Below are 25,285 nucleotides of genomic sequence, written 5' to 3' on the forward strand. Positions count from 1 at the left end.
TCGGCTCCTGGGTGGGACGGGGCTTCTCTCGAGCGAAACAACGCTATCCACCGGGACCGAGGGGCACCAGGGCGGCGGCTGTCTCCCTGCGGCGCGCCGTGGGGCCAAATCCGCTGTACGTGGGGCTTCTTGGGCCATAACGGTTGCGTAACACGAGAGCGCCGGACCCCTGGCGTTTCGCCGTGGAAGCGGCAAAGAGGGCTGACCGTTGTCCGGGACGGATACGTTTCGTACAGGGGGCAATGGGAGGGGTGTCGGTATGGGACGGCGGCGTTGGCGGGACGGGACGGCTGCGTTGGTTGTGGCGGGGGAAGGCGGAGGCGTCCGAGTTCCGTTGGAGATCGCCGGTTCGTACCGCGCCCGTGCCAAGGGGCTGTTGGGGCGGGACTCGGTCGACGGCGCGATGCTCCTGACCCCGGCCAACAGCGTGCACACCTTTCGCATGCGGATGCCCATCGATGTCGCCTACCTCGACCGGCGGCTGGTCGTCGTCGCCGTGCGCACCATGCGGCCGGGCAGGCTGGGGCGGCCCCGGATGCGTTCCCGGCATGTGCTGGAGGCCGAGGCCGGGGCGATGGCCGGGTGGGGAGTGCGGGCGGGGGTACGGGTCGAGATCGTGGAGGAACCGCCCTCAGATGTGCGGGACTTCCTCGATGACGGTCACCCCGAAGCGCCATGAGCCCCGGTTGCCCACCGCCTCCGCACGCAGGCCCGCCTCCCAGGCGATCCGCGCGGCCCGCTCCCGCGACACCTCGGGGTAGTCCTCGGGACGGACCTTGAGGTAGCCGCGCCTGTCGGCGGGATACGTGCGCAGGGCCTCGCGCAGCCGCTCCTCCTGTTCCCGGATCACGGAGGGGTTTCCGGTGACGGTCCCGTCGTACGCCTGCCACGCGGCGTCCGATCCGCGCCATGCCATCCAGCCGACGCCGATGAGCGCGGCGAGGGCGAAGGCGCCCGCACCGAGCGCTTCACCGGTGGCGTCCGCCTGCCCGGGGGTCCGGGGACGGAGTTCGCCCTCGGGGTCCTCGATCACGGTGACGGTCTGTCCGACGTCGAACGCGTCGGACGTGGTTTTCAGGGCGGAGCCGGGGACTTGGCTGCCGTCCTGGTGTTCCAGCCCGTAGTTGTAGTCACGCCCCTGGCGTCCGTGCGCCGGGTCGCGCCACTCCTTGACGACCGTCACGGTGACCCGGTGGCCCCGCTGTTGCAGGGTGAGGCCGTCGCGGGCCATGGCGGCGGCGTACACGGACATCACGGAGGTGAGCACGATGAACAGGGCCGCGCCCGCCCTCGACTCCCGCGCCCCGAGCCTTCCGATCAGCGCGATGAGCAGCATGCCGTGCGCGATCCACAGGAGGGCCTGGACGGCAGGCCCGATGTCGTCCGTCAGGAGCAGCATCCCCGGGATGACGGCGAGCACGTAGCAGCCGATGGCGACCGCCATCAGGACGGGGCGCCGTACGCGCCTGTGCCGCGCGTCCGTCTCCGTGCCCACGGTGCCGGTCATGTGCGCCGTGGCTTGCGCGGCTTCACGTGCTTCCTCCGGCTCGGCATGGGTCCGTCAGGCCTCCGAGCGCGGGAACGAGATCTCGACCCTGCGGTTCTTCTTGCGGCCGGCTTCCGTCGAGTTGTCGGCGATGGGGTACTGCTCGCCGTAGCCGCGGACCTCGTAGGTGATGTCGGCGTCGTTCAGATTCTGGACCAGGACGTCCTGTACGGCGTTGGCGCGCTTCTTGGACAGCACGTCGCCGTGGGCGGAGGAGCCGAGGTTGTCCGTGAAGCCGAAGACGCGGACCTTGGTGGCGTTCTGGGTCCTGATCTCCTGCGCGATTCCCGCGATCCGGGACTTGGCGTCGTCGCCGAGCTTCGCGCTGTCCTTTCCGAACAGCACCTCGGCCTGGAGCGCCAGCGTGACGCTCGTGTTGGTGTCCTCGCGGCGTTCGTCGCCGCTCTGCTCCTCCACGACCGACTTGATGTCCAGCACCTTCGCCGCGGCGAGCGTGGCACCGTCCGGGAGCTTCAGGTCCGGGTCGTTGGGGTCCACCTCCACAGGCGCGGAGGCGGAGGCCTCACCGCCCGGCGGCCCGTTGGGCTCGTCATCGGCGTGCGCCGTGGTGGTCGTGGCGAGCAGGAGGGTGAGGGTGGTGAGGGCCAGGGTGAGGCGCGGGGGCGCGGTCATCGTGCGCCTCACCCGGAGATCTCGATGGTGCCGGTGGTGAACATGGGCAGTTGGAGCGTCACCTCGGTGGCATCGGCGGGGGGCGCGGGGAACTGCATGAAGACGGGCAGGGTCTCTCCTGCCTTCATGGCGGGAAAGTTGGTGGTCGTGAGCGGGCGTCCGTCGGTGTCACGCAGCACGTAGTAGCGCTTCTTGCCCTTGGAATCGACCAGAGTGGCACCGCCGAGGGAGCTGCCGTTCCGGATGATCTCGGTCTCGTTGCCGCTCAACTGGGCGGGAACGTTGACGGTCTTGCCGCCGTCGTTCTTCAGATCGCCACTGATCGTGACAAAGCCTCCCGCATCACGCTCTGCGGCGCTGACCTTGAGGAACAAGCCGCTGGGCCCCTTCAGCTCGGCCAGCGCCGGTCCCGAATCCCCTTCCTGAGCATCCGGCTTGGACTCGCTGCTCCTGGTGGCGGTGGTCGACGCCTCCGGCTTGTCGTCGCCGCCTCCACCTCCACAACCCACAAGGCCGAAGGCCAGCACGATCGCAACGGACGACGCGGTCGATCCCCCGCGGGCCCAGGTTGTGAACCGAATGCTCATGACTCCGCTTCCTTCGTCCTCATCGTTCGCCTGTCAGTCGTCGGCCAGATGCACATCGAACAGGTCCTCGGGTTTCGGTAGGTCCACGAGGTCGTCCGGATTCAGCTCCCAGCCCTCGCCACCCTTGCAGGAAAGGCTGGGCAGCACATCGTCGTCGGCATCCTCGGCGGGAAGCTTGAACGAACAGCGGGCTTCGATGACGGCGGTCGCGGTCTCCGTCGCCTTCTGGTCCTCGGTGCCCGGCACGACGGTGTCCCCGACCGTACCGTTGGTCTCGGCGACGACTGTGTAGCCCAGGAGCCCGTGCGGTGCGCAATCCACGCTCGCGTCATTGCGCGCCGCCAACTCCTGCGCACGCCAGCAGGCGTTCGGAACCGCAGCCCTTCCGTTGAATATGTCCTGCCACGCGTCGGGCTCCAGTACGTTGTCGAGCCACTGGTCCGCGAGGCGGTCCCGGGTTTCCAGGGCCGCCGCGAGTGCCGCCGCGTCAGCGGCCGTCTGTGCCTGGCTGCGTGTCGCTGCGGCCTGGCCGACCGCGAAGTAGGCGAGTGCGAGAAAGAGCAGGCCTCCCACCACCGTGATGTAGATGGGGAAAGCCTGCCCTGCGTCGCCGTGTCCGCGCGAATGCGTCAACCGCCGGTGACCTCGGTGATCTTGTCCTTGATCGCGTTGTAGATCGTCTGCCCGATATCCGTCCCCGTGATCGCCAGTACGATCGCCACCACCACCGCGATGATCCCCAGGTACTCCACGGCCGTCTGCCCCTTGTCGTTGCGGGCGGTGGCGCGGGAGTGCAGGTAAGCGGCTGTGGTGTGAAGCCAGTTGGTCATGGTGTTCCCCTCCAGGATGGACGATGTGGGCCGCAGTGCGGGCCCTGTCATCTGCTGTGGGTCGGTCCATCGGGGTCCGTCCGAGCCCGGCCACCCGGCGGTGGCCTCGGGGGCGGCTGGTGGTGATCTGTTGCTGGGTCATGCCGGACGTCACGTCGTCCACGATCTCCGCCTCCCCTGCGCTCAGTTGCGACCCCGACGTGTCGGGAGCACCAGACACCGACTGTCCCACATTTGATTGCAAGTGCGAAAGATGCTGGGTGGAAATGGCTCGACTAGGTTGTAAATTCGCTGTTGCTGACTTCCATGGTTCGTGTGCAGTCGCACCGATCTTGTTTACGCCGCCTCCTTTGCCCTGCTGTCCGACCGACATGCCCTCTCCCCTCCCCTACTCGCCCGTGATCGTGCCGAAGTCCGTCCCCGAGCCCAGGATCAGGCCCGCGCCGAGGAGGATCATCGTGGCCGGGACCATGAAGGTGGTGATCATCATCGTGGCCTTGGGGACTGCGCGGGCGGCCTTGCGGCGGGCGTTCTGGGCGTCGGTGCGGCGCATGTCCTTGGCCAGGGAGACGAGGGTGTCGACGATGGGGGCGCCCAGTTCCTCGCCCTGCTGAAGTGCCGTCACGAACATCGCCACCTGTTCGGAGTCGTTGCGCCGGCGCAGCTCCGCGAAGGCCTCGCGGCGGCTCACGCCGAGGTCCATCTGGCGCAGGGTGATGCGGAGTTCGTCGGCCCACGGCCCCTCGTAGCGCGTCGCGACGCGGTCCAGGGCCTGGCGGAAGCCGAGGCCGGCGCTGACCACGACCGCGAGTACGTCGAGGAAGTCGGGCAGCGTGCGCTCGATGACGTCCTTGCGGATGCGGATCGCCGACCAGATGCCGACCTCCGTCCAGAACGCCCCGAAGGCCAGCAGAAGCAGGGCGACCACGAACTGGCCGCGCAGCAGGAAGACCAGGAAGCCGACGGCGCCCAGGAAGCCGTAGACCGCGCGGCGCGCCGCGTAGCGGTTGATGGTCAGGCCGCCGGGGTTGCCCGCCAGGTCGATCCTGCGGCGGTACTTGGCGACCAGGGCCGGGCCCATCAGGCGCAGCACGGCGGGGGCGTAGCGCATGCCCATGCGGTCGATGAGGGACTCCACCGCGCCGGTGCGGGTGGCGCCGACCTCCAGGGCGAGCGCGAGGTCGCCGGGGAGTTTGGCGTCGGCCCGGTACATGCGGATGCCGGCGAAGACGCCCCAGACGCTCAGGCCCATGATCAGTGCGAGCGGCAGTCCCATACCCACTCCCATGTCCTCTCCCCCTCTCGAACGTCGATGCGGGACAGCCGGCGGATGAGGAGGAAGCCGACCGCGTACAGCGCGAAGGCGATGATCACCGCCGCCTGGCCGACCGGGGAGCCCGTCATGCGTTCCAGGGCCCCGTCCTTCACCCCGTTCATCAGGAACAACGAGCCGATGCCGAGTACGGGCACGGCGTACAACGTCATGCTGACCTGGGAGAGCTGCGTGCGGACCTCGCGCCGCGTCTCCTTGCGCTCCTCCAGCGTCTCCGTCAGGTTGCGCAGCGCGCCGACCACCTGGCCGCCCGCCCGGTTGGACAGGACGAGGGTGGTGACCAGGACGACCAGTTCGCGGGAGGGGAGCCGGTCGGCGAGTTCGCCGAGGGCGTCCTCCATCGAGGCGCCGATGGACAGTTGGTCGGTCACCTTGCCCAACTCCTCGCCGGCCGGGGCTTCCAGCTCCTCCGCCGCGATGCCGATGGCGGTGCGCAGGGCGAGGCCTGCCTGGGTGGCGTTGGCGAGGATCCGGGCGAGTTCGGGGAGCTGGTTGATGAACTTCTCGATGCGTTTCTGGCGTTGCCAGTTGAGGAACTGCACCGCCACGCCGATGCCGATCAGCCCGGCGAGCGGGCCGAAGAAGGGGGCGAGGGCGGCCTGGCCGATCAGCCACAGGCCCGCGACCACGGCGACCATGCAGGCGACGAACTCGCCGGGCGTGACGTCGAGGCCGGTCGCCACCAGGCGCAGTTCGAGTTTCCTGCCGAGCCTTGTGCGGCGCAGCCGGCGGTCCAGGGTGCGAAAGCGGCGCCGGCGGCCGGCGGGCACGAGTTGGCCGGTGGCGGAGAGGCGTTCGACCAGGGCCTCGCGCTGGGCCTTGCCCGCGGTGTAGGAGTGCAGGCCCATGACCGCCAGGGCGCAGGTCAGCAGCGTGATGCCGGTGGTGAGCGTGACGAGCGAGTCCAGTTCCATCGGGCGGTCCTACCTGGCTTCTCGGGTGGTGAGCTGGTCGGCGCGCTGGGCCACGCCGAAGGCCTGCGGGACGGGCTGGCTCGCCATGTAGAGGCGTTCGGCGGTGCGGTGCGGCAGGGGGTAGTACTCGTAGTCGCCGTAGATGCGGCCGTCCGCGGTCATCGGCCGGGCGTTGAAGCGGGCGACCGTGGCCAGCCGGTACGGCTCGCCCCCGTGGCTGGCGAGCAGGGCGATCTCGGTGACGCGGCGGGCGCCGTCGGCGAACCGGGTGAGCTGGACGATGACGTCGACGGAGCTGTTGATCTGGTCGTGCAGGGCCACGAAGGGGATCTCCACGTCCGACATGGAGGCCAAGGTCTGGAGCCGCATCAGGGCGTCCTCGGCGCTGTTGGCGTGGACGGTGGCGAGCGAGCCGTCATGGCCGGTCGACATGGCCTGGAGCATGTCCAGGGACTCGCCGCCGCGGACCTCGCCGACGACGATGCGGTCGGGGCGCATGCGCAGCGAGTTGCGGACCAGGTCGCGGATGGTCACCCGGCCCTGGCCCTCGACGTTCGGCGGGCGCGACTCCAGGCGGATGACGTGCGCCTGCTGGAGCTGGAGTTCGGCCGAGTCCTCGATGGTGATGATGCGCTCGGTCTCGGGGATCAGGCCGGACAGGGCGTTGAGGAGGGTGGTCTTCCCGGTGCCCGTGGCGCCCGAGACGATGATGTTGAAGCGGGCCTGCACCAGTCCGGCGAGCAGGTACAGCATGTGCTCATCGAGCGAGCCGAGGCCGATCAGCTCGTGGAGGGTGAAGGAGCGCGGGAAGCGGCGGATGGTGAGGGTGGCGCCGGTCAGGGAGAGCGGCGGGATGATGACGTTGACGCGTTCGCCGGAGGGGAGGCGGGCGTCGACCATCGGATTCGACTCGTCCACACGGCGGTTGACCGTCGAGACGATCCGCTCGATGGTCTGCATCAGCTGGTCGTTGGAGGCGAAGCGGAGCGGGAGTTGCTCCACTCGGCCGCTGCGCTCGACGAAGATCGCGTCGGGGCCGTTCACCATGATCTCGGTGATGGACGGGTCTTCGAGCAGGGGCTCCAGGATGCCCAGGCCGAGGGCCTCGTCCACCACCCGGCGGATCAGCTGGGAGCGTTCGACGGTCGACAGGACCGGGCCCTCGCGGCTGATGATGTGTCCGAGCACCCGTTCCAGCCGGGCGCGGCGCTCGGTCATCGCGAGGGAACTCATCTCGGCGAGGTCGATCTCCTCCAGGAGTTTGGCCCGGTAGGAGGCGACCAGATGTCCGTCTCCGCCCCGGCCGCCGTGCTCCTCGGGCGAGTGGATGCGTGCGCGCAGGCTCATGCGTCCTCGGCTCCTCGGTCAGTGGTCCAGCGGCATGGTGGCGGTCCTGGTGGCGTTCCCGAAGTCCCAGCCGGGGACGATCGAGGGGATGTCGACGGTGGCGGTGACCGTCACCTCGTCCCCGCCGTACGACGGCGGGCAGTTCGTGCCGCCCGCCAGCCAACTGCTGACGGCCGCGGCGCACGCCTCCCCCGCGCTCTTCTGCAGCGAGGCGCTGCGCGCGCCGGCGCGGGCCGCGGTGCCGGCCTGCTGGGCGGTGTACGCGATCAGGCCGAGCTGTACGGCGGCCATGGCGACGATGATCAGGACCGGGAGGAACCCGAGGTACTCGATGGCCGCCTGGCCCCGGTCCCTCGCGCGGCCCCGCAGGGAGTACGGCATCTCAGTCGTCCTCCTCCTCGACGGCACCCGCGTGTCCGTGCACGGTGAACGGGAAGCTGACCGTGCCCGGGAAGAGGATGGGGACCTCGATGCGTACGTCGGCGGTGACGTAACCGCCCGCGGTGCCGCAGTCCACATCGGCGCCTCCCTCCCACGCCCCCGGCAGCTTGTCCAGGCCTGCTTCTTGGCAGGCACCCTGCCGCGCCGCCCGTTCGGCCGCCGTCGCCGCCCGTACCGCCTCGTCCGCAGCATTCCCCGCGAGCGTGTAGGTGTACCCCACGAGGACGAGCTGCCACAGCACCACCAGCGTCGCGATGATCACCGGGGTCATGCCGAGGAACTCGACGGTGACCTGGCCCCGGTCGGGGTCACGGACCCGGTCCCGGCGCCGGCTCGGGCCCGGTCTCCGCACTCGGTCCCGGGCCTCGCCCCGGTGTCCGCCGTGGTCGCGTAACGGGCTCATCCCGCACCGTCCTTCCGGCGCCGGAGGCTCGCCGACCCCCGGTCGCCGCGGAACCGGCCGCTCTTGCGGTCGGTCTCGGGCGCCTTCACCAGGCCCAGTTCGCCCGCGAGGGTCCACAGGGCCTGCTTCACCGTGCTTCTGCTGTCCAGTTCGTGGACGCGGCCGGCGTCCACGGCGCTGTGGAGTTCCTTGAAGTTGGCGGGGACGGTGGTGCCGGCGATCGCCGTGCCGGTGATCTTCTGGATCAGCGGGGGCTGGATCTCGGTGCCCCGCGTGTGCCGGTTGACGACCACAGTCGTCTCCTCCGCCTTGCGGATCTGCAGCCGGTCCCACATCCGTACCGTCCGTTTGGCGCCCCGTACGGCGACCACGTCCGGGGTGGTGACCAGGAGGGCCGTGTCGGCCGTCTCCACGGCGGCGGCGCCGGGGCCGCCGAGTTGGGCTCCGCAGTCGACGACGACGACCTCGTAGCGCGAGCGCAGCACCCTGATGATCTGGCGGGCGGCGCGGTCGGTGACGTCCTCGCCGCGTTCGCCCTCGCCGGGGGCGAGCAGCAGGGCGAGGCCGCTGTCGTGGCGGAAGACGGCCTCGGCCAGGATGCGCGGGGAGATGTCCGCGATCGTGGCGAGGTCGGCCACGGACCGGCGGAACTGCACGTCCAGGTAGGAGGCAACGTCGCCGGCCTGGAGGTCCAGGTCGAGCAGTGCCGTGGGGCGGCCCGACGCCTGTGCGGCCAGGGCCAGTTGGATGGCGGTCAGGGTGGCGCCGACGCCGCCCTTGGCGCCGCTGACCGTGATCACGGTGCCGCCGGCGCCGGTGAACACGTCGCCGCCGCTGCCCAGGTGCCGGCGTACGCCCGCCGACCACTGGGCCACCGCCTGGACGCGGCTGGCGAGTTCCTCGTAGCCGAGCGGGAGGGCGACCAGGCCGCGGGCGCCGTAGTCCATGGCGGCCTGGAAGAGGCCGGGGCCGGGGTCGGAGGTGACGAGGATGACGCCGACGGCCGGGAAGCGGAGGGCGACGTCGCGGATCAGCTCCAGTGCGGGGACCGGGCCGATCCGCTCGTGGACGATCACGACCTCGGGCAGTTCGTCGACCGACTCGGCGGCCAGCCGGGAGAGCGTGTCGACGAGTTGGGTGGAGTCGACGACCGGGGCCACGGGTTCGGCGTCCGGGAGCTGGCCGAGCAGGGACGTGAGGGACCGTACGGCTTCCGCGTCGCCTACTGCCGGGAGGATCCTCGTGGGCATACGGTTCTCACTTGTCCTTCGCGAGTTCGTACGTCCGGTCCTTGTCGGGGACCGTGGTGTCGCCGCCGGGCGCCACCAGCGCGAGCCGGACCCGCTGGGCGAACGACTCGGCGTAGGTGATGCGCTGGGCGTCGATGGTGGACAGTGCGAAGGTGATGGGCACGGCGTCGGTGGGCCTGCGCTCGCGGCTGTTCTCGTCGGGTTCCAGCGAGGTGAGTTCGCCGACGTCGATGACCTTGGCGTTGGTCACGATGATCTTCGACTGGGCGGGGGTGCCCTCCCGCTCTCCCTCGAAGGTGGCGTACACGTTGACGGCGGAGCCCGGGGTGATCTTGCCGGCGACGCCGGTCGCCGCGTCGATCATGATGGCGACCTCCTGCTGTCCTGGCCGCAGAGCGGGCTGGTCGACGATCATGTCGCTCTGCAGCAGCGAGCCCTTCTTCAGCGTCGTCACGGCGATCTTGCCGCGGATCCGGGCGAGGTCGGTGACGGCGTTCTCCGACAGCCAGCGCTCGGGCATCTCGACCTTCTCGAACTGCCCGGCGCCGAGCGGCGTGTACGGCTCCACGTCGGACTTCAGCCGATACGCGGTGACCTCGGGTCCGACCTTGGACTTCACGTCGTTGATGACGGACAGCACGCCGGCGAACGCGCCGAGGGCGCACAGGACCGAGAGGATCAGCAGGATGATGCCGCGGCGCTGACGGGAGTTCATGTGCCGTGCAACCTCATTGGGGGAGTCGGTCGAACCGGATCGAGTCGGATCAGGTCGAGTCGGGTCGGATCGGGTCGAGTCGGATCAGGTCGGATCGGGTCGGGTGTCGGGCGGGCCGAGCGGTACGGGCGCGGTGCGGAGCAGTCGGTGCGGAGTTGTCGGTGCGGACCTACCCGGTGAGGGCTCTTCTCTCACGCCGCCGGCCGAGAGCGCGGTCCCGGTCGTCGTCGCACACCGGCGGGGTCGCGGAACAGAACACGCAGCGGTCGCCGATGACGTCGATGCCGCACCAGTGGCAGGTGCTCCGCCGCACCGACGTGACCAGTTGGTAGAGGACCGAGAGATCGGGCAGGTAGGCGCAGAACTCGGTCAGCCGGCCGGTCCCCCACCAGCCGGGGGACTCGGCGGGCAGGGAGATCTCGCGCAGCCCTTGCACACGCCAGGACGGGGCGAGGGTGCCGGTGACCCAGTCGGACGGGAGCTGCCCCTTGGCGACCAGCAGCCAGGTGCCGAACTCGGGTCCGTCCAGGGAGGCTTCGGGACCGATCCGCACCAACTGCGGCACGGGGTGCGCCACGACGCCGTACTGGCTGCCCGGCATCCACGACCTGGCGTGCGCCTTCAGCCCCACGGGGACGTGGTCGAGCCGGGCGACGGATCCGAGCAGCGCGCCGGAGTGGATGTAGTGGGTGAGCAGGCGGCCCGCCGAGGCGAGGACGCCGGGGCTGAGGTCGCAGGAGGCCAGCTGGCGCAACTGGCGTACCAGCACGGCGAGTCCGAGCGGCGGAAGGGGCGGCCGGAAGAGGGCGAGGCGGTCGGTCTCCAGGAGAGCGCGGACGGTGTGCAGCCGTCGTTCCACGCTCGCCGGGACGGCCTGCGAGAACACCACGATCACGTGCCCGTGCTGTTCGATCAACGACTGCAGCTCGGCCAGCGCGTGCTCCAGCGGACGCTTGTCAACGTCCTGGAGCACGACCGCGGGCAGGGTCCGTTCGTCCTGCGCCGGCAGTGCCATGTCGGCACTGGTCACGGCAATGGCAGTTGGCACGCGCAACTCCCCGTCTCCCCATGCCCTTCGGTGCGCCGGTGTTACTCCGGTACACCCGGATGACTTCACTGCGTGACTACCTGAGCACTGTAACCACGCGTCATTGACCGGAGAACAGCCTTTCTGTAGCTGTGGAACAACTTGTGTCGTACAAGGTGCTCCAAAACGGGGCAGGTTAAGCATTTTCCCCACCGGGATCCGGGTACCTCCGAGGGCCCCGCCCGGACCGGACCGCGTCCGGGTGCCGGCGGCGAACCTGGTCCGGACCTACCCCTTGACAGCCTCAATTGGTCTGGACCACCTTGTACTCCAACGGTGGCCACCGTCCCGATCCCTCCCCACTCCCCCGGAGGCACCAGTGGACCCCGTACGCAGACGGCGCGGAAGACGGCTCGGCACGCTCTCGGGCGTCGTCGCCGCCGCCCTGGCCCTCGCCTTCACGGCCGTCGGCCCGGCAACGGCCGCGGACGTCAACAACGCCAAGAACGCCGGTTTCGAGTCCGGTCTGAGCGACTGGACCTGTTCGTCGAACAGCGGCGCCACCGTCGCCTCCCCCACGCACTCGGGCTCCGCCGCGCTGAAGGCCACGCCGGCCGGGCAGGACAACGCCCAGTGTTCGCAGACCGTCGCGGTCAGGCCGAACTCGACGTACACGCTGAGCGCCTGGGTGCAGGGCGGCTACGCCTACCTGGGCGTGACGGGCACGGGCACGACGGACGTGTCGGCCTGGACCCCGGACTCGGCCTCCTGGAAGCAGTTGACGACGAGCTTCACCACCGGCTCCTCGACGACCTCGGTCTCGGTGTACACGCACGGCTGGTACGGACAGGCGGCCTACTACGCCGACGACCTGTCCGTCTTCGGCCCCGACGGAGGCGGGGGCGGCGGCGCGGACCCGGAGCCCACGGTCCCGTCGTCCCCGGCGGGCCTGAACGTCTCCGGTACGACGGCCAACTCCGCCTCGCTCACCTGGAACGCGGTGTCGGGCGCCACCGGGTACGTCGTCTACCGCGACGGTACGAAGGTGACGGCCGTGACCGGCACTTCGGCGACGGTGACCGGCCTCGCGGCCTCTACCTCGTACTCCTTCCAGGTCACGGCGACGAACGCGGCCGGTGAGTCGGCGAAGTCGGCGGCGGTGACGGCCCGCACCAGCCAGCAGGGCGATGTCGGCGGCGGCGACCTGCCCAAGCACGCGGTGACCGGCTACTGGCAGAACTTCGACAACGGGGCGACGGTCCAGCGGATCTCGGACGTGCCGTCCGCGTACGACATCATCGCGGTGGCCTTCGCCGACGCGACCACGACGCCGGGCGCGGTGACCTTCACCCTCGACTCGGCCGGGCTCGGCGGCTACACGGTCGACCAGTTCAAGGCGGACGTGCGCGCGAAGCAGGCCGCCGGGAAGAAGGTCATCATCTCGGTGGGCGGCGAGAAGGGCACCGTCGGGGTGAACGACCCGGCCTCCGCGGCCAACTTCGCGGACTCCGTGTACGCGGTCATGCAGGAGTACGGCTTCGACGGCGTCGACATCGACCTGGAGAACGGACTCAACCCGACCTACATGACGCAGGCCCTGCGCGCCCTGTCGGCGAAGGCGGGCCCGGACATGATCCTCACGATGGCGCCGCAGACCATCGACATGCAGTCGAACGTCCGGTTCGTACTTCCAGACGGCGCTGAACGTGAAGGACATCCTCACCGTCGTCAACATGCAGTACTACAACAGCGGCACGATGCTGGGCTGCGACGGCAAGGTGTACGCGCAGGGCACGGTCGACTTCCTCACCGCCCTGGCCTGCATCCAGTTGGAGAACGGCCTCGCCCCGTCCCAGGTCGGCCTCGGCCTCCCGGCCTCCACCAGCGCGGCCGGCGGCGGCCATGTCGCGCCCTCGGTGGTCAACGCCGCCCTGGACTGCCTGACGAAGGCCACCGGCTGCGGCTCCTTCAAGCCCCCGACGACCTACCCCGACCTGCGGGGCGCGATGACCTGGTCCACCAACTGGGACGCGACGGCGGGCAACGGGTGGTCGAACGCGGTGGGCGCCCACGTACACGCCCTCCCGTAGATCCGGCTGCCCCCGGTTTCCCGCCCGTGCTTCCCGGGCGGGAAACCCCTGCGGGCCGGCGACGTCGGTCCACTTCTCCGAGCAGTCGGGTCGCGCGTCAGGGCCGCGCTGCGGCGGACCATGCCTCGGACCTTTCCAGAATCGGTCCGTCGACCTCGACGGCACCGGAGACGTACGCGAGCCACCGCAGCTCGTCGCAGGCGAAGAAGGACTCACCCCAGGTGTCCACCCACAGACGCGCTTCCCGTTCGCCCGACTGCGTCAGGTCCCACCACGCCCAGCCACGAAACTCGGATTCGGGATCGAACTGGTACAGCCACTCCTGAAGGTCCCACGCCCCTCGCCCGATCGCGGCCGTGTAGCGTTCGGCGCCCCGGACCGCGAATTCAGGAACCGGCTGAGCACTTCCCCGGGCGACGGCGGCGAACCAGCCGGGGATCGAGTCGACCGGAAGATCCTCGCCTTCGAAAGGCTGTGAAACCGCCAGTCGAAGTGCGGGATCAAGCACGGACCGCACCCTTTCGTCGAACTCCGCGACCGGGCAACTGGTCCGTACGTCGAATACGCAGACAACGGGGGGCGTCTCCTGCGCCGATGGCCTCTGAGACAACCGGAGCCGTTCCTGCTCGATGTCCTCGATCTCGTGCATCATGCGGAATGCTTCCTAACCTTCCTGAACAATCCTGCCCGGGTACTTCGCCACTTCTTCCCTGAACTCATTGAGCATCCCGCTGGGAATACCGTACAAGTCGTCCCCCATGGTGGGGTCCGAGATCTCCGGGCAGATTCTCTTCATCTGCTTCCATTCGGTCTTGCTGAACCCGAGACCAGGCTCCTCTTGAGGCACTGCGGTACGTCTGATCTTTTCGCGGAACTCCGCCGATATCTGGAACTCGACGATCTGCCCCCCTTCACCTCGGAAACGGACAGTATGCCCAATGTCTCCACTCAGGTTGACGTAGAGCGCACCCTTGCCGGTGATGGTGACCTTGCCGTCGTCACCGACATGTATCCGCTTGCTCATCGGATGGTCGGTCTGTTTGCGGAACCCGGGGACCGCGTCCTCGCACCGCGGTGCCAGGCCGAGCGGATCGGTCCAGGAGTGCGGATTGTGAACGTAGGCGAACGGGTTGGGAGCCGGTGCGAGGCCGAGCGGGTCGGGAGTGAGGTAGCGCCCGGTTTCCGGGTCGTACATCCGGTGGTAGTTGTGGTGGAGGCCCGTCTCCGGGTCGAAATACTGGCCCGGAAACCGGAGCGGGGTGTAGGACGTGCTGTCGGCAGTCCAGGCTGTCTTGCCCCACACCGTGGTGCGTGTGCGCCAGGCAATGCCGCCGGAGGCGTCCAGGAGTTCGGTCGGCGTACCGACAAGGTCCGTGACGATGGCAAAGAACCGGGAGTCGATCTCTTCCTGGGCGACCGCGTTGGCCCCCACCCGCTCGGTCTGAGCGATCGGGTGCAGTCCCTGGTGGTCCCACGTGAGGGTGATCGGGTGGGGCAGCGACATCCCCACGGTGGTCTCTTCGCACAGGACGGCTCCGTCCCAGGTGTACTCCGTCCGCTCGACAACGCCGACTCCGTCTGCGTCCAGCCGCAGTTTGGCCATGCGGCGCCCGAGCGCGTCATGGAGATAGCGCCACTTGGTGCCGTCCGGCGTGGTGACCGAGACCAGGCGGTCCTCGGTGTCCCACTCGTATCGCCAGGTGTCCGGTTTGCGGGACAGTCTGATCTTCTGGCGCAGCGTGATGCGCCCGGCACCGTCGTGCTCATAGCGGATGTTCCCGGCACGAGTGATCCGTGTTCCGTCGTAGCTGCGGGAACCGGTGGCCTCGTGGCCGGGGTGTACGGCGGGCCACTCGGCGTCGGTTTGGTTGCCGGCCTCGTCGTACGCGTAACGTTCGGACCAGTCCTCAGCCCGGACGGCTGTGACGCGGCCCACCACGTCGAGCTCGAAGTGTCGTTCACCGGTCAGCCGATCGTCGACGCGGGTGAGGTAACCGTCCGCCCGGTAGGCATACCTCCTGCTCTGCACCGTCTCACCCGCCGCGTCCGACACGGACTGACTCGTGAGGCGCCCCAACTCGTCAAATGAGTGGGCCATGGCGGAGCCGCCGATGAGCCGGCTCAGCTCACGGCCCGCCGCGTCGTAGGCGAACTTGACCGTATGCCCGCCACCGGTCATCAGCTCGGTCGGCCGACCCGCCGGATCGTAGCTCCAGTTGCTGACGGCTCCCGTCGGAGTGACACGCTTCGTTCGGCGTCCCAGCGGGTCGTATTCGTGAGTGGTGGTTCGGCCGTCGACCGTTTCGGAGAGCACGTGTCCCGCGGGATCGTAGGCAAGGACCAGTGTCGAGTCCGCCGTTGCCGCGGTGGCTATTCGTCCTGCCCGCGTGTAGGTGTAGTCGGTGCTCCGGTCGTTGGCCGCCTTCCCGGTGACAAGGCCGAGAGTGTTGCGCTCGAACCGAGTCGTCTGCCCGAGAGCGTTGGTGGTGGCGGTGAGCCGGCCGGCACCGTCGTGTGCATAGGAGACGACGCGCCCGTCGAAGTCGGATTCGCTCACGAGTCGGCCTGCCGCGTCGTGGACGTAGTTCCAGCGTCGGCCCTGGGGATCGGTGACCCTTATGAGGCGCAACTCGGTGTCGTAGTCGAACACGTGACGTGTGCCGTCCGGCCCTGTGCGGGCCGTCATCAGGTCGAACTGGCCGTACTCGAACCGGGTGAGTGCTCCGGTCGCGCTTCTGTGGCTGCTGCAGTTGCCTTCGGCGTCGTACTCCCAGCATTCGTCCGATCCGTCGGCCAGCACACGCCGGCTCAGCCTGCCCTCCGAAGTCCGCTCCTGCCGAGTCACGTTGCCGACGGGGTCGGTGAATGCGCTCAGGCGACCGAACAAGTCCCGTGTGTAGTAGGTGCGTCCGCCGAGAGGATCAGTGATCTCGACAGGCAGTCCGGCGTCGTTGCACCGTACGTGCGTGCATTGACCCAGGGCATCGGTGACGGAAGTCAGGTGGCCCGAGGAGTTGTAGGTGAAACGGGTGGTGGCTCCCACCGGATCGGTCACGGAGACGCGGTCACCGTGTCCGTTGTACTCCTGGTACCAAACGGCCCCGTCAGGTCCTGTGATGACCGTGGGCAGACCATGGGCGTCGTACTCGGAGCGCAGCTCCGCTCCGTCCGGGCGTATGACGCGCGTGACGTTGCCCCGCTCGTCGTACTCGTACCGTCTCTCGGCTCCGAGAGGATCCACGACGGCGGTGAGTCGCAGGTCTTCGTCCCATTCCTGGGTCGTGACGTTGCCCAGGGGGTCCGTCTCTCGGATCAGGCGCAAGGCCTCGTTGTGCTCGTAGATCCGGGTGTGGCCGAGGGAGTCGGTCACTCGGGTGGTGCGTGTGCCGCTGTCGTGGGCGAGGGTCGAAGCGAGGAAGTCCCCCGTCCCGCCGGTCGCCACCACCCGGCCCCGTTCGTCGTACGTGTACCGGTACGAGGTGGCGTTGCGATCGGTCCAGGAGGTGACACGGCCCTCGGTGTCGTACGTGTAGCGCATCGACAGCCCCGAGGAGTTGGTCTCCTCGGTCAAGCGGCCCGCTCCGTCGTAGCCGAATGTGAGGAGGGTGACGCCCGGACCGTCCGGGATCCGGGGATCGAGGAGACGTAGGCCGGTGATGCGCGAGTGGGTGAGGTGGTGGTCCAGGGCTATGTGGTAACCGCCCGAGTGGACCAGCGCAGTAGGGCGGTCGGCTTCCTCGTAGACGACGGTGACGCGGTTTCCGTTGCGATCCGTCACGCGCTGCAAAGGGAGGTCGACTGCCTCGTCCCCGGCGGCGGCAACCGGCCCGTGGAAGACGTACGCGAAGCCGGTGCCGGGGTCCGTGATGCGTACGGCGCCGTCCGTCTCGTCGTCCCACGACAGAGACAGTCGGGAGCCGGGGGTTTCGGGGCTCACCGCTTCGCCCGTCTCCGGGTCGGGGAACGGGAAGCAGATGCGGGCACCGTCGGCCGCCGCGTAGACGAGGCCCTCGGCGTCGGCCTGGACGCGCTGGTCCAGGGTGGAGGCCCAGGACGGGCCGAACCAGCCGCCCCAGCGGTACGAGGAGAGGTGGGTCCGCTCCAGGACCAGGGGCAGTACGCCGGGGAGTTCGACATCCACCCGGTGCAGCGCCATGTCGCCGGTGGCCACGTCGATCGGGTCGCGTACGAACTTCTTGATCTCGTTGCGGATCGAGGCCGGCAGCTTGTCGAAGCCCGGGTTGAGCGACAGCCGCTCGAACGTGGCGCAGTTCAGCTTGAGGCCCTTGCTGAGCTTGGCGAGGTCGGCGGGCTTGAGGGCCTTGAGGCCCTTGCCGAGGGCCTTGCCCAAGGTGCCGAAGCCGACGCCGAGGAGGGCGCCCTCGGTGAGGATGCCGGCGAGCTTGTCGGGGTCCTTGAAGGCGGCGGGGTCGCGCAGCAGCGTGTCGAAGGCGGAGAACTTCATGCCCTCCTTCGCCATCTTCCCGGCCGCCGCGACCCCGCGGATCTCCTTCAGCGTCTTCAGCGCCCGCTCCACGGCCCGGATGACCTCCATCACCCCGCGGATCGCGGACGCCAGGACGGTGCCCTCCTCCTCGATCCGGGCAACCAGCGCCACCACCTTCGCCGCACGTGAACCGGCCATCAGTGTCGAGACGACGGCCGACGTGCCGCCGGTCAGTACGGACAGGGCCAGTCCCGCCAACTCCATCTCGGCGATCTCCGCCAGGATGACGCCGATCTCCGACAGCAGTTCGTGCGCCTTGTCCGCGAAGTCGTCCAGCGCCTTCGCACCCTCCCGGAGGGAGTCGGCCATCTCGGTGGCCTGTTTACGAGCCGACCTGGCCCGCTTGTGCAGGGCCTTGGCCGCCTTGCCCTCCCACTCCACGTCCGTCAGCGACTTGCGCGCCGCCTCGGCCGCGTCGTCCAGCCCCTTGGCCAGCGCACGCCACTTCTTGGCCAGCTCCCGGATGCCGTCCGGATCCACCGCCGGGTCCGTAATCCCCAGGAACTCCAGGCCGTCGGCGACCGTGTCGCCGAACATGTGGTTGAACTTGTTGACGTAGTGCAGCGGGTTGAGATCGACCACTCCCCGCTCAGCCCTTCTTCCGGCGCGCCGCGGCCGTCAGCAGCACCTCGAGCAGGTCGAAGGCGTCGGAGACGTCGCCCATGAACGTCGCCTCCGTCTCCCACTCCTCGTCCAGTTGCTTCGTCAGCTTCACGAGCGTGGTCATGCCCTCCTCGATGTCGTCCTTCGCCCCCAGGAGCGAACCCAACGCGCCGAGAGCGGACAGATCGTGCGACGCGGACTCGAACTCCCGCAGCGGCTTCGCCGTGTGGTGCCCCACCGCCCGCAGCCCCGACGCCGCCTTGTGCAGCGACGCGGCCTCCTTCGCCAGGTCCGCCATGCCGGCTCCTCCCCCGTGATTCGCCCTGTGCACATGCCAACCTGATGACACTAGTGAGGGCGGTTATGGGGGAGGCATGGGCGGCTTCAAGGTCGAGTAAAACTCGACTGCGGCGTGCGGGCGTACGCCGCAGCTGGCAACGGCGTCAAGGATTGCCGTACAGGGCTCAGCCGTCCTGTCGTGTGTTCTCGCTCGGCAGGAAGGTCTGGCGTGCCCAGAGGCTCAGCAGTACCGCTGTGCCGAGCACCAGCGGCACCGGGTCGTGGGCGGTGGGTACCCAGACGTATCCCAGTGCCGCGACCGTGCAGACCATCAGGGGGATGAAGGCCGCCGTGCCCTCCATCCCGCGGTGCAACCCCGGCTCGGCGGTGCCCAGGGTGCTCGCGCCGCCGGGCAGCCACGGGCCGACGGCGACCACCAGCAGGCCCACGGCCGCGCAGACGTCGACCAGTTGGCGGGGCACCGCTCCGGCGGCGTGCGGACCGACCGACCACATGCGCAGCGTGTCGCCGGCCAGTACGAGGGAGAGTCCGGCGATCCCGACCCACAAGGTGGGCCTCTGGTCGCTCCGTACGCGTCGGTACAGGGCCAACAGGAAGCCCAGGAAGAGGACTTCCGCGGTCCACAGGATCCCGGTCATGCCCGTCCCCAGCCGCCGGCCGTCGCCGGCCCCCCGCAGCAGCACCCAGCCCGTCGCCAGCACGGCCCCGGCGCCGACGGTCCCGTCGACGACGCGCCGCAGCAACGCCTGCCGGCCGGTGCCGGCATCGGCGGCGAGCACGAGGCCGGCCGTCGCCAGAGCCACCGTCCCCGTCACGCCGACGACCACCGCCGAACCGAGCAGTGACGCCCCGCTCCCCTCCCGTTCCGGCGGCCGAGCCGACATCGCGCCGACCGCCGCCCGGTACACGGCCCCGGCCAGCGCCGCACCGCTCACCAGGAGCAGCCTCGTCCGCACCCGTCCGCTTCTGCGCCGCGCACGGAGCAGGAACGAGACCGCCAGTCCGCAGCAGCCGACGGACGGCCCGAACGTCACCGTCCGTGCCGCCGCACCGGCGATCGTCCAGGGCCCGCCGAACGTCAGTGCCGTACCCACGAGGCAGGCCGTGCCCACCGTGCCCCAGAGCCACGCCCCGGTCCGACGGCCACCGCCCACTCGTCCCTCAAGTGCGTTCGGCGACTTCCTCAAGCCCGACATCAAGCGCGCCTTCCGCAGGTCACCCACCCTCGGGCCATTCCGTCGACCCTCGGATCCACGTGCAGACCGTAGAAGACGCGTCACGGGCCCCGAAACGAACCATCGGCTCATTCACTCGTACTGTTTAAGGGGCCCGGGACCAGCCGTGCTCACCCTTGAGGGGCTCTCCGTCGCTCTCGCCCGCGTCCCGTTCCCACGGGCGGTAAAGGGCCGGCCGCCTGTTGTGCCTCCCGGGTGAAACATTTCCCGGGGCCCACCGCATCAATGAGGTGACGGCGGCAAGCAACGGGGGCACGGCACATGGCACGACAGGGGCGGGCGGACGAGTACGCCGAGTTCGCGACGGCGCGGGCCGGGCATCTGTACCGGTCCGCGTGTCTGCTCACCGCGGGGGACACGCATCTGGCCGAGGATCTCGTGCAGGAGACCTTCGGGCGGCTGTATGTGCGGTGGGGGCGGGTCTCCCGGGTGGAGAATCCGGCCGGGTACGCGCAGACCGTGCTCACCCGGGCGTTCCTCGCCCATCAGCGGCGGCGCAGCAGCCGGGAGCGGGCGACGGACGTGTTCCCCGACCTGCCGGGTGCCGGTGACGGGGACGCGCCCCTGCGGCTGACGCTGCTGGACGCGCTGGCGCGGCTGCCCGCCAAGGACCGGGCGGTGATCGTGCTGCGCTACTGGGAGGACCGCTCGGTCGAGCAGACCGCCGACGTACTCAACGTCAGCTCGGCGGCCGTGCGGACGCGGTGCTCGCGGGCGCTCGGCAAGTTGCGCGGGCTGCTGGGCGAGGACCTCTCCGAGTACGCCAGATCCTGACGCCTGCTTCGCCTTCTCTCTCGCTCTTCGTCTCTCTCATCTCTCTCATCGACTCGCTTTGTGGAAAGGGTGGTTGTCCGTGCCCGAAAACCGGGGCCAGGACCCCTTCGAGGATCTGATCTCCACCGCGCTGCGCGACACGGGCAACGGCTTCCAAGCCGACGGCGCCGCCCTCGTCGCCGGGGGGTGGGCCCGGGGCCGGCGGGCCCGCATGAGGCGCAGGACGGCCGTGGTGGGCGGCGTTGCCGGGGTCGCCCTCGCCGGGATCGGCGGGGTGCTGGTCCTGCCGGCGGACCCGTCGGACGCCGAACGGGACGCCAAGGCGTCCGCCGGCTCCACGTCCACACCGGCCGCATCGACCGCTCCGGCCGCCTTCACCGGCGACGATCTGCTCCGGGAACTCAAGGAGTTGCTCCCCGAGGGCGAGGTGAGCGAGGAGGCGGCACAGGGCACGGACGCGGCGCGCGGTCCGTACGCCCGTCTCGTGTACGACGACGGCGACGGGGACTCCGCGATCGGCGTGGGCTTCGCGCGGGTCGAGCCGGGCAGCCCGCAGGTCGGGGAGCTGACCTCCTGCCCCGACAAGAACCTGGTGCCCTACGACGACTGCACCACCGGCCGGCTGTCCGACGGCTCGCTGCTCAAGGTGTACCAGGGGTACGAGTACGCGGACCGGCGCGAGGAAACCAAGTTCTGGTCCGCCGACCTCGTCACCACCGAGGGACAGCACGTCAACGTGTCCGAGTGGAACGCCCCCGCGGAGAAGGGCGCGCCGGTCAGCCGCGAGACGCCGCCGCTGTCGGCACACCAGTTGAAGAAGCTGGCCACCGCCGAGGTGTGGCGGGAGGTGGTCGACGCCATGCCGGAGAGCCCCAAGCCGTCCCGACCGACCACGCCCGGCGCCGAGTTGCCCCGGGCATCCGGGAAGGCGATCACCGAGACGCTCACCGGGCTGCTGCCGGGGAGGCTCGACGTGGTCACGCGCGGCGGGCAGGACTCCGAGTACGCCTATGTCGTGGTGGACGACGGGCGGGGCAGGAGCCTCGTCCAGATCAATGTGCAGCACGGCATGGCCGATCTCGCCGGGGAGTTGTACGCAGGCAGCGAGCCCCTGCCCGACGGGACGCTGGTCGCCGCCCAGCAGGGACCCGGCGAGAAGGCGGGCTCGGGCGTCGTCATGTGGACGGTGGACACGCTGCGCCCCGGGACGGACGGCTTGCGCGTGGTGGTCAGCGCCTTCAACACCGGCGACCAGAACGAGACCGCCACCCGCGACGCCCCCGCGCTGACCATGGACCAGCTGCAGGAGATCGCGCTCAGCAAGGAGTGGGACCGGTTGCGGTGACGGAGCCGGGGCATCGGGTCAACTTCCCCTTGGGGCACGCCTGGTGCCCCAACGGTCGCTTCCCCGCTCTGCGGGCGGGCCGCCTGTTGAGGGCGCGGGTCTAGAGTGCCAACAAGCCCTGCCCCCACAGGAGGACGGATAGTGCACGCCCAAGACGAACGCCACCACGGTCACCGGCCCGGGAACACCCGCACGATGCCACGCCGCGTCGACGACGCCGCGGTGACCGCCTCGCGGATGCCGGCCACTCCGCAGTCGGCCATGGTGTTGCAGCGCGCCATCGGCAACCAGGCGTACAGCCAGGTGGTGCAGCGGGCACCGACGAGTGCCCCCGCTCCTCCGGAGGGGGCCAAGATCGGCCTCACACTGTCGGCCGTGAAAGAGCGGTTCGAAGCGCTGAAGGCCGAGAATCCGGAACTGGCCAAGGAGCAGGAGGCCAGGTGGAGCAAACTTCTGATCGTCTTGCAGGAATTCGACAACTGGATGCGCAGCATTGAGGTCGGGTACCGGTTCGGCGGCAGCCTCATCGCGTACATCTACGGAGGAGAGAGGGCTCCTCAGGACATCGACATCGACGTGTCGAACGGCGACAACATGACCCGGCTGTTCAACGCGATGGAGAGGTCAGGCGACTGGTCCGGACAGACCGCTGGGCGGGACAACCAGCTCATGTCCATATATTGCAAGAACGCAAAGGTGCCGGAATTCCAGTTCGACGTGTCCAGCGAGACCACGGCCTTCAACAGCCCGTTCGAGCTGCAGGAATCAATGCAGGTGGAAGGCGATGCCGTCATTTCGGGTGACAAGATCTCGCGCGACGAGCTGATCCTCAACTACCTGGACCGGATGATCCAGAAGCCCGACACCGCGAAGGCCAAGGGCGACGACAATCAGGTCGCCGGCCTTCTGAGGGGCGTCGGGTGCCGCACCCAGGCCGATGTCAACGCCTACTGGGTCCGGAACATCGAACCGGCCATCAAGCGGGGGGACCCCCGCGCCTCCGCCCTCCGCGACAACCTGGCGGGCATCGCCATGGAGAGGTTCCCGAGCGAAGCCGAGGCACCGCGGGACGCCTCGCCCGAACCGATGGAGATCGACGGGGACGAGATGGAAATCGACTGATCCACGGACCGGGCCCGGCTCCGACCGGAGTCGGCCCGAGATCCGTTTCAGGCACAGGACCAGCAGGCCCGAACGGGCAGCGTCCCCCCGGAACAGGGGCGCGGCTGAGTCCCGCTGCCGCTACTGGAAGAACTCCGACCACGGCTGGTCCCAGACCTGCTTCACGCACAGAACCAGGAACAGCAGCCCCGCGATCGCGAGCATGCCGTTGCTCAGGCCGCCGTTGCGCCACTCGCGGGGGGTGCGGGAGGAGTTGAGGAGCCAGATCAGGGTCAGGGCGAGGAAGGGCATGAAGGCGGCGCCCAGGGCGCCGTAGATGATGATCAGGCGGAAGGGCTCGCCCTGGAAGAGCAGGACGATGGGCGGGAAGGTGAGCCAGAGCAGATAGGCGCGGAAGGCCCAGGAACGCTCGCGGCGGCCGGAGGCCAGTTCGTCGCCCCGCGCCTCGCGTTCGCCCCGCTGCCGGGCCAGGAAGTCGGCGAACATCAGGCTCACGCCGTGCCAGACGCCGATCAGCGAGGTGAAGGAGGTGGCGAAGAAGCCGATCAGGAAGAGCTTGCCGGTCGCCGTGCCGTACTCCCGCTCCAGGATGTCGCCGAGCTGGATCAGGCCCTTGTCGCCGCTGGAGATCGCGATGTTCGCCGAGTGCAGCAGCTCGGCGCCCACGAAGAGCATCGCGACGACGAAGACGCCGGTCGTCAGGTACGCGACCCGGTTGTCCAGGCGCATGACCTTCATCCAGCCGGAGTTGGTCCAGCCCTTGGCGTTGACCCAGTAGCCGTAGGCGGCGATCGTGATCGTGCCGCCCACGCCGCCGATGAGGCCGAGGGTGTTGAGGACCGAGTCCTTCTCGTCCGGGAGCACCGGAAGGAGGCCGGCGAAGGCGTCGCCCAGATGGGGCGTGACCCTGATCGCGAGGTACACCGTCACCACGAACATGACGCCCACCAGGACCGTCATGACCTTCTCGAAGACGTCGTACTTGTTGAACCAGACGAAGACCAGGCCGGCCAGGCCGCAGGCGATGCCCCACCATTCGAGGCGCATCACGTCCGGGAAGAGGGCCTGGAGCGGCAGGGCGCTGGACGACATCGCCGCCGCGCCGTAAACGAAGCCCCAGATCACCGCGTAGACCGCGAAGAACCACGTCGTCCAGCGGCCGAGGCTCGCCCAGCCGTCGAACAGCGTGCGGCCGGTGGACAGATGCCAGCGGCCGCACGCCTCCGCGAGGGAGATCTTCACCAGGCAGCCGACGATCGCCGCCCACAGCAGGGTGTAGCCGAAGTTGCTGCCCGCGATGAGCGTGGCCACGAGATCGCCGGCGCCCACGCCGGTGGCCGCGACCACGATGCCGGGGCCGATGTAGCGCCAACTGGACTTACGGGGAGCCGCGTCGGCCCCACCCGGTACGCCCAAGCCTGTGGTGTTGCCCGTGATGTCCGCCATGGGGGTCAAGAAAGCCCACGGCCGCCGGTGCGACAAGAGGGCGTGCACGCATCTTCACCCGATGCGCTTACTCGTCCCCGTCGGCGTCGGACTTCACTCCGGCCTTCGCATCGGGCTTCGAGTCGGGCTTCGAGTCGGGCTTCGCATCGGGCTTCGAGTCGGGCTTCGCATCGGCATCGGCGTCGGCATCCACCCCGGCCTGCCCATCGGCCTCCGGCTCCGGCTCGGCGTCCGTCTCGTCGTCCTCGAAGTACGCGTCCAGGACCTCGTCCAACGCGGCCTCCCACTCCGCGAACCGGCTCCGGGACGTCGCCTCGATCTCGATCGGGTACCACCGGCGGTCCGGCGTGTGCACCGTGACGGTGAACCGCTTGCCGAAGCGGCCCGTCTCCGTCTCGACGGCGCCCACCTCGTCCCAGCGGAACTCGCACGCCTGGTCGTCGAGGGACAGGCGTACGCCCTTGTGGTCGGCGACGATTCTGGCGCGGCGGTCGGCCGCCTCGAAGACCGGACCGCCGTCGGGGGCCTCCTCCTCGACGGCCTCCTCCTCCGGGGCCTCGTCCACCTCCGCGGTCCCCTCGGCGGGCGGCTCGGCGGGCGCCTCGTCCACCGGCGCGTCATCCGCCCCGGCGTCGTCCCGTCTCACGCCGTGCGGCTCGCCGGACACGGGCGCGGTGAGCCCGGGGATGAATGCCGGGTCGAATCCGGCGCCTTCCAGGGGCTGGCTGGTCGATCCTCTGCGCTGCTCCACAGCGGGCAGTATGGTCGACGATCCTGTGCCGGAGACAGCCAGCCCCGTCATCGTTATCAGACGCCTACACACAAGCCTGCACAGGC

The 25,285-nt window shown here is 69.5% G+C and carries 23 protein-coding genes and 1 pseudogene; 5 read left to right on the forward strand and 19 right to left on the reverse strand.

Annotated elements, in window-relative coordinates; all coding sequences use genetic code 11:
• Positions 1-259: 259 nt before the first annotated feature.
• Positions 260-679 (forward strand): DUF192 domain-containing protein, encoded by a 420-nt coding sequence (locus AC4IHM_RS11365; protein WP_490866950.1) that lies wholly within the window; start codon positions 260-262, stop codon positions 677-679.
• Here the strand turns inward: AC4IHM_RS11365 and AC4IHM_RS11370 are convergent.
• The 13 genes from AC4IHM_RS11370 to AC4IHM_RS11430 form a co-directional block, all read right to left on the reverse strand.
• Entirely contained in the window at positions 632-1,507 is an 876-nt protein-coding gene (locus AC4IHM_RS11370; protein ID WP_490866951.1) for a hypothetical protein, read from the reverse strand. The two genes, AC4IHM_RS11365 and AC4IHM_RS11370, sit on opposite strands and share 48 nt — an antisense overlap.
• A 54-nt stretch (positions 1,508-1,561) precedes the next feature.
• The gene (locus AC4IHM_RS11375; RefSeq protein WP_490866952.1) at positions 1,562-2,179 is read right to left on the reverse strand and encodes an OmpA family protein; all 618 of its coding nucleotides are present in this window, start codon (positions 2,177-2,179) and stop codon (positions 1,562-1,564) included.
• An 8-nt stretch (positions 2,180-2,187) separates the two neighbouring features.
• Positions 2,188-2,766 (reverse strand): hypothetical protein, encoded by a 579-nt coding sequence (locus tag AC4IHM_RS11380; RefSeq protein WP_490866953.1) that lies wholly within the window; start codon positions 2,764-2,766, stop codon positions 2,188-2,190.
• Positions 2,767-2,799: 33 nt separating this feature from the next.
• The gene (locus AC4IHM_RS11385; protein ID WP_490866954.1) at positions 2,800-3,399 is read right to left on the reverse strand and encodes a pilus assembly protein TadG-related protein; all 600 of its coding nucleotides are present in this window, start codon (positions 3,397-3,399) and stop codon (positions 2,800-2,802) included.
• Positions 3,396-3,596, reverse strand: coding sequence for a Flp family type IVb pilin (locus tag AC4IHM_RS11390; protein ID WP_490866955.1), 201 nt, complete (start codon positions 3,594-3,596; stop codon positions 3,396-3,398). Before AC4IHM_RS11390 ends, AC4IHM_RS11385 begins: the two co-directional genes overlap by 4 nt.
• A 388-nt stretch (positions 3,597-3,984) precedes the next feature.
• Positions 3,985-4,872 (reverse strand): DUF5936 domain-containing protein, encoded by an 888-nt coding sequence (locus tag AC4IHM_RS11395; RefSeq protein ID WP_490866956.1) that lies wholly within the window; start codon positions 4,870-4,872, stop codon positions 3,985-3,987.
• Positions 4,851-5,843, reverse strand: a complete 993-nt coding sequence (locus AC4IHM_RS11400) for a type II secretion system F family protein (RefSeq protein WP_490866957.1) — start codon at positions 5,841-5,843, stop codon at positions 4,851-4,853. The genes AC4IHM_RS11395 and AC4IHM_RS11400 overlap by 22 nt, the downstream gene beginning before the upstream one ends.
• Positions 5,844-5,852: 9 nt before the next feature.
• A complete protein-coding gene (locus tag AC4IHM_RS11405; protein WP_490866958.1) occupies positions 5,853-7,190 on the reverse strand; it encodes a TadA family conjugal transfer-associated ATPase in 1,338 nt (445 codons plus the stop codon).
• Positions 7,191-7,208: 18 nt separating this feature from the next.
• Positions 7,209-7,571 (reverse strand): TadE/TadG family type IV pilus assembly protein, encoded by a 363-nt coding sequence (locus AC4IHM_RS11410; protein WP_490866959.1) that lies wholly within the window; start codon positions 7,569-7,571, stop codon positions 7,209-7,211.
• 1 nt (position 7,572) lies between these two features.
• Entirely contained in the window at positions 7,573-7,902 is a 330-nt protein-coding gene (locus AC4IHM_RS11415) for a pilus assembly protein (protein WP_490870806.1), read from the reverse strand.
• A 128-nt stretch (positions 7,903-8,030) separates the two neighbouring features.
• Positions 8,031-9,284 carry a CpaE/TadZ family protein gene (locus AC4IHM_RS11420; protein ID WP_490866960.1) on the reverse strand — a complete coding sequence of 418 codons (1,254 nt, stop codon included), beginning with the start codon at positions 9,282-9,284 and terminating at the stop codon, positions 8,031-8,033.
• A 7-nt stretch (positions 9,285-9,291) separates the two neighbouring features.
• On the reverse strand, positions 9,292-9,999 hold the full coding sequence (cpaB, locus tag AC4IHM_RS11425; protein ID WP_490866961.1) for a Flp pilus assembly protein CpaB: 708 nt from the start codon (positions 9,997-9,999) through the stop codon (positions 9,292-9,294).
• Positions 10,000-10,168: 169 nt separating this feature from the next.
• Positions 10,169-11,014 (reverse strand): hypothetical protein, encoded by an 846-nt coding sequence (locus AC4IHM_RS11430; protein ID WP_490870807.1) that lies wholly within the window; start codon positions 11,012-11,014, stop codon positions 10,169-10,171.
• Between the two features lie 391 nt (positions 11,015-11,405).
• Between AC4IHM_RS11430 and AC4IHM_RS11435 the strand changes: the two are divergent.
• Positions 11,406-13,116: pseudogene (locus tag AC4IHM_RS11435) on the forward strand (chitinase).
• A 97-nt stretch (positions 13,117-13,213) separates the two neighbouring features.
• On the opposite strand, the gene AC4IHM_RS11440 reads toward AC4IHM_RS11435, so the two are convergent.
• The 4 genes from AC4IHM_RS11440 to AC4IHM_RS11455 all read right to left on the reverse strand — a co-directional run bounded on the left by AC4IHM_RS11440 (position 13,214) and on the right by AC4IHM_RS11455 (position 19,620).
• Positions 13,214-13,768, reverse strand: coding sequence for a hypothetical protein (locus AC4IHM_RS11440; RefSeq protein ID WP_490866962.1), 555 nt, complete (start codon positions 13,766-13,768; stop codon positions 13,214-13,216).
• A gap of 12 nt (positions 13,769-13,780) precedes the next feature.
• Entirely contained in the window at positions 13,781-18,205 is a 4,425-nt protein-coding gene (locus tag AC4IHM_RS11445) for an RHS repeat-associated core domain-containing protein (protein ID WP_490866963.1), read from the reverse strand.
• 7 nt (positions 18,206-18,212) lie between these two features.
• Positions 18,213-18,524, reverse strand: coding sequence for a hypothetical protein (locus tag AC4IHM_RS11450; protein WP_490866964.1), 312 nt, complete (start codon positions 18,522-18,524; stop codon positions 18,213-18,215).
• Positions 18,525-18,690: 166 nt separating this feature from the next.
• Positions 18,691-19,620: a hypothetical protein gene (locus AC4IHM_RS11455; protein WP_490866965.1), complete on the reverse strand. Its 930-nt coding sequence runs from the start codon at positions 19,618-19,620 to the stop codon at positions 18,691-18,693.
• A gap of 402 nt (positions 19,621-20,022) precedes the next feature.
• Between AC4IHM_RS11455 and AC4IHM_RS11460 the strand changes: the two genes are divergently transcribed.
• The 3 genes from AC4IHM_RS11460 to AC4IHM_RS11470 all read left to right on the forward strand — a co-directional run bounded on the left by AC4IHM_RS11460 (position 20,023) and on the right by AC4IHM_RS11470 (position 23,002).
• Entirely contained in the window at positions 20,023-20,535 is a 513-nt protein-coding gene (locus AC4IHM_RS11460) for a SigE family RNA polymerase sigma factor (protein WP_490866966.1), read from the forward strand.
• A gap of 79 nt (positions 20,536-20,614) precedes the next feature.
• Complete coding sequence (locus AC4IHM_RS11465; protein WP_490866967.1) at positions 20,615-21,880, forward strand: hypothetical protein; 1,266 nt, start codon at positions 20,615-20,617, stop codon at positions 21,878-21,880.
• Between the two features lie 141 nt (positions 21,881-22,021).
• Entirely contained in the window at positions 22,022-23,002 is a 981-nt protein-coding gene (locus AC4IHM_RS11470; RefSeq protein ID WP_490866968.1) for a hypothetical protein, read from the forward strand.
• Positions 23,003-23,122: 120 nt separating this feature from the next.
• Here the strand turns inward: AC4IHM_RS11470 and AC4IHM_RS11475 are convergent, their stop codons facing one another.
• Both AC4IHM_RS11475 and AC4IHM_RS11480 read right to left on the reverse strand, forming a co-directional pair.
• Positions 23,123-24,448 carry an Nramp family divalent metal transporter gene (locus AC4IHM_RS11475; protein WP_490866969.1) on the reverse strand — a complete coding sequence of 442 codons (1,326 nt, stop codon included), beginning with the start codon at positions 24,446-24,448 and terminating at the stop codon, positions 23,123-23,125.
• Positions 24,449-24,515: 67 nt separating this feature from the next.
• Positions 24,516-25,199, reverse strand: a complete 684-nt coding sequence (locus tag AC4IHM_RS11480) for a hypothetical protein (protein ID WP_490866970.1) — start codon at positions 25,197-25,199, stop codon at positions 24,516-24,518.
• Positions 25,200-25,285: the final 86 nt, after the last annotated feature.

It is taken from the genome of Streptomyces sp. SL06 (genome assembly GCF_058244745.1).

Bases quoted from the DNA above. Each gene is read 5' to 3' on its own strand.
- AC4IHM_RS11365 (WP_490866950.1), top strand. From the start codon at position 260: ATGGGACGGCGGCGTTGGCGGGACGGGACGGCTGCGTTGGTTGTGGCG.
- AC4IHM_RS11370 (WP_490866951.1), bottom strand. From the start codon at position 1,507: ATGACCGGCACCGTGGGCACGGAGACGGACGCGCGGCACAGGCGCGTA.
- AC4IHM_RS11375 (WP_490866952.1), bottom strand. From the start codon at position 2,179: ATGACCGCGCCCCCGCGCCTCACCCTGGCCCTCACCACCCTCACCCTC.
- AC4IHM_RS11380 (WP_490866953.1), bottom strand. From the start codon at position 2,766: ATGAGCATTCGGTTCACAACCTGGGCCCGCGGGGGATCGACCGCGTCG.
- AC4IHM_RS11390 (WP_490866955.1), bottom strand. From the start codon at position 3,596: ATGACCAACTGGCTTCACACCACAGCCGCTTACCTGCACTCCCGCGCC.
- AC4IHM_RS11395 (WP_490866956.1), bottom strand. From the start codon at position 4,872: ATGGGACTGCCGCTCGCACTGATCATGGGCCTGAGCGTCTGGGGCGTC.
- AC4IHM_RS11400 (WP_490866957.1), bottom strand. From the start codon at position 5,843: ATGGAACTGGACTCGCTCGTCACGCTCACCACCGGCATCACGCTGCTG.
- AC4IHM_RS11405 (WP_490866958.1), bottom strand. From the start codon at position 7,190: ATGAGCCTGCGCGCACGCATCCACTCGCCCGAGGAGCACGGCGGCCGG.
- AC4IHM_RS11410 (WP_490866959.1), bottom strand. From the start codon at position 7,571: ATGCCGTACTCCCTGCGGGGCCGCGCGAGGGACCGGGGCCAGGCGGCC.
- AC4IHM_RS11415 (WP_490870806.1), bottom strand. From the start codon at position 7,902: ATGACCCCGGTGATCATCGCGACGCTGGTGGTGCTGTGGCAGCTCGTC.
- AC4IHM_RS11420 (WP_490866960.1), bottom strand. From the start codon at position 9,284: ATGCCCACGAGGATCCTCCCGGCAGTAGGCGACGCGGAAGCCGTACGG.
- cpaB (WP_490866961.1), bottom strand. From the start codon at position 9,999: ATGAACTCCCGTCAGCGCCGCGGCATCATCCTGCTGATCCTCTCGGTC.
- AC4IHM_RS11430 (WP_490870807.1), bottom strand. From the start codon at position 11,014: ATGGCACTGCCGGCGCAGGACGAACGGACCCTGCCCGCGGTCGTGCTC.
- AC4IHM_RS11440 (WP_490866962.1), bottom strand. From the start codon at position 13,768: ATGATGCACGAGATCGAGGACATCGAGCAGGAACGGCTCCGGTTGTCT.
- AC4IHM_RS11450 (WP_490866964.1), bottom strand. From the start codon at position 18,524: ATGGCGGACCTGGCGAAGGAGGCCGCGTCGCTGCACAAGGCGGCGTCG.
- AC4IHM_RS11460 (WP_490866966.1), top strand. From the start codon at position 20,023: ATGGCACGACAGGGGCGGGCGGACGAGTACGCCGAGTTCGCGACGGCG.
- AC4IHM_RS11475 (WP_490866969.1), bottom strand. From the start codon at position 24,448: ATGGCGGACATCACGGGCAACACCACAGGCTTGGGCGTACCGGGTGGG.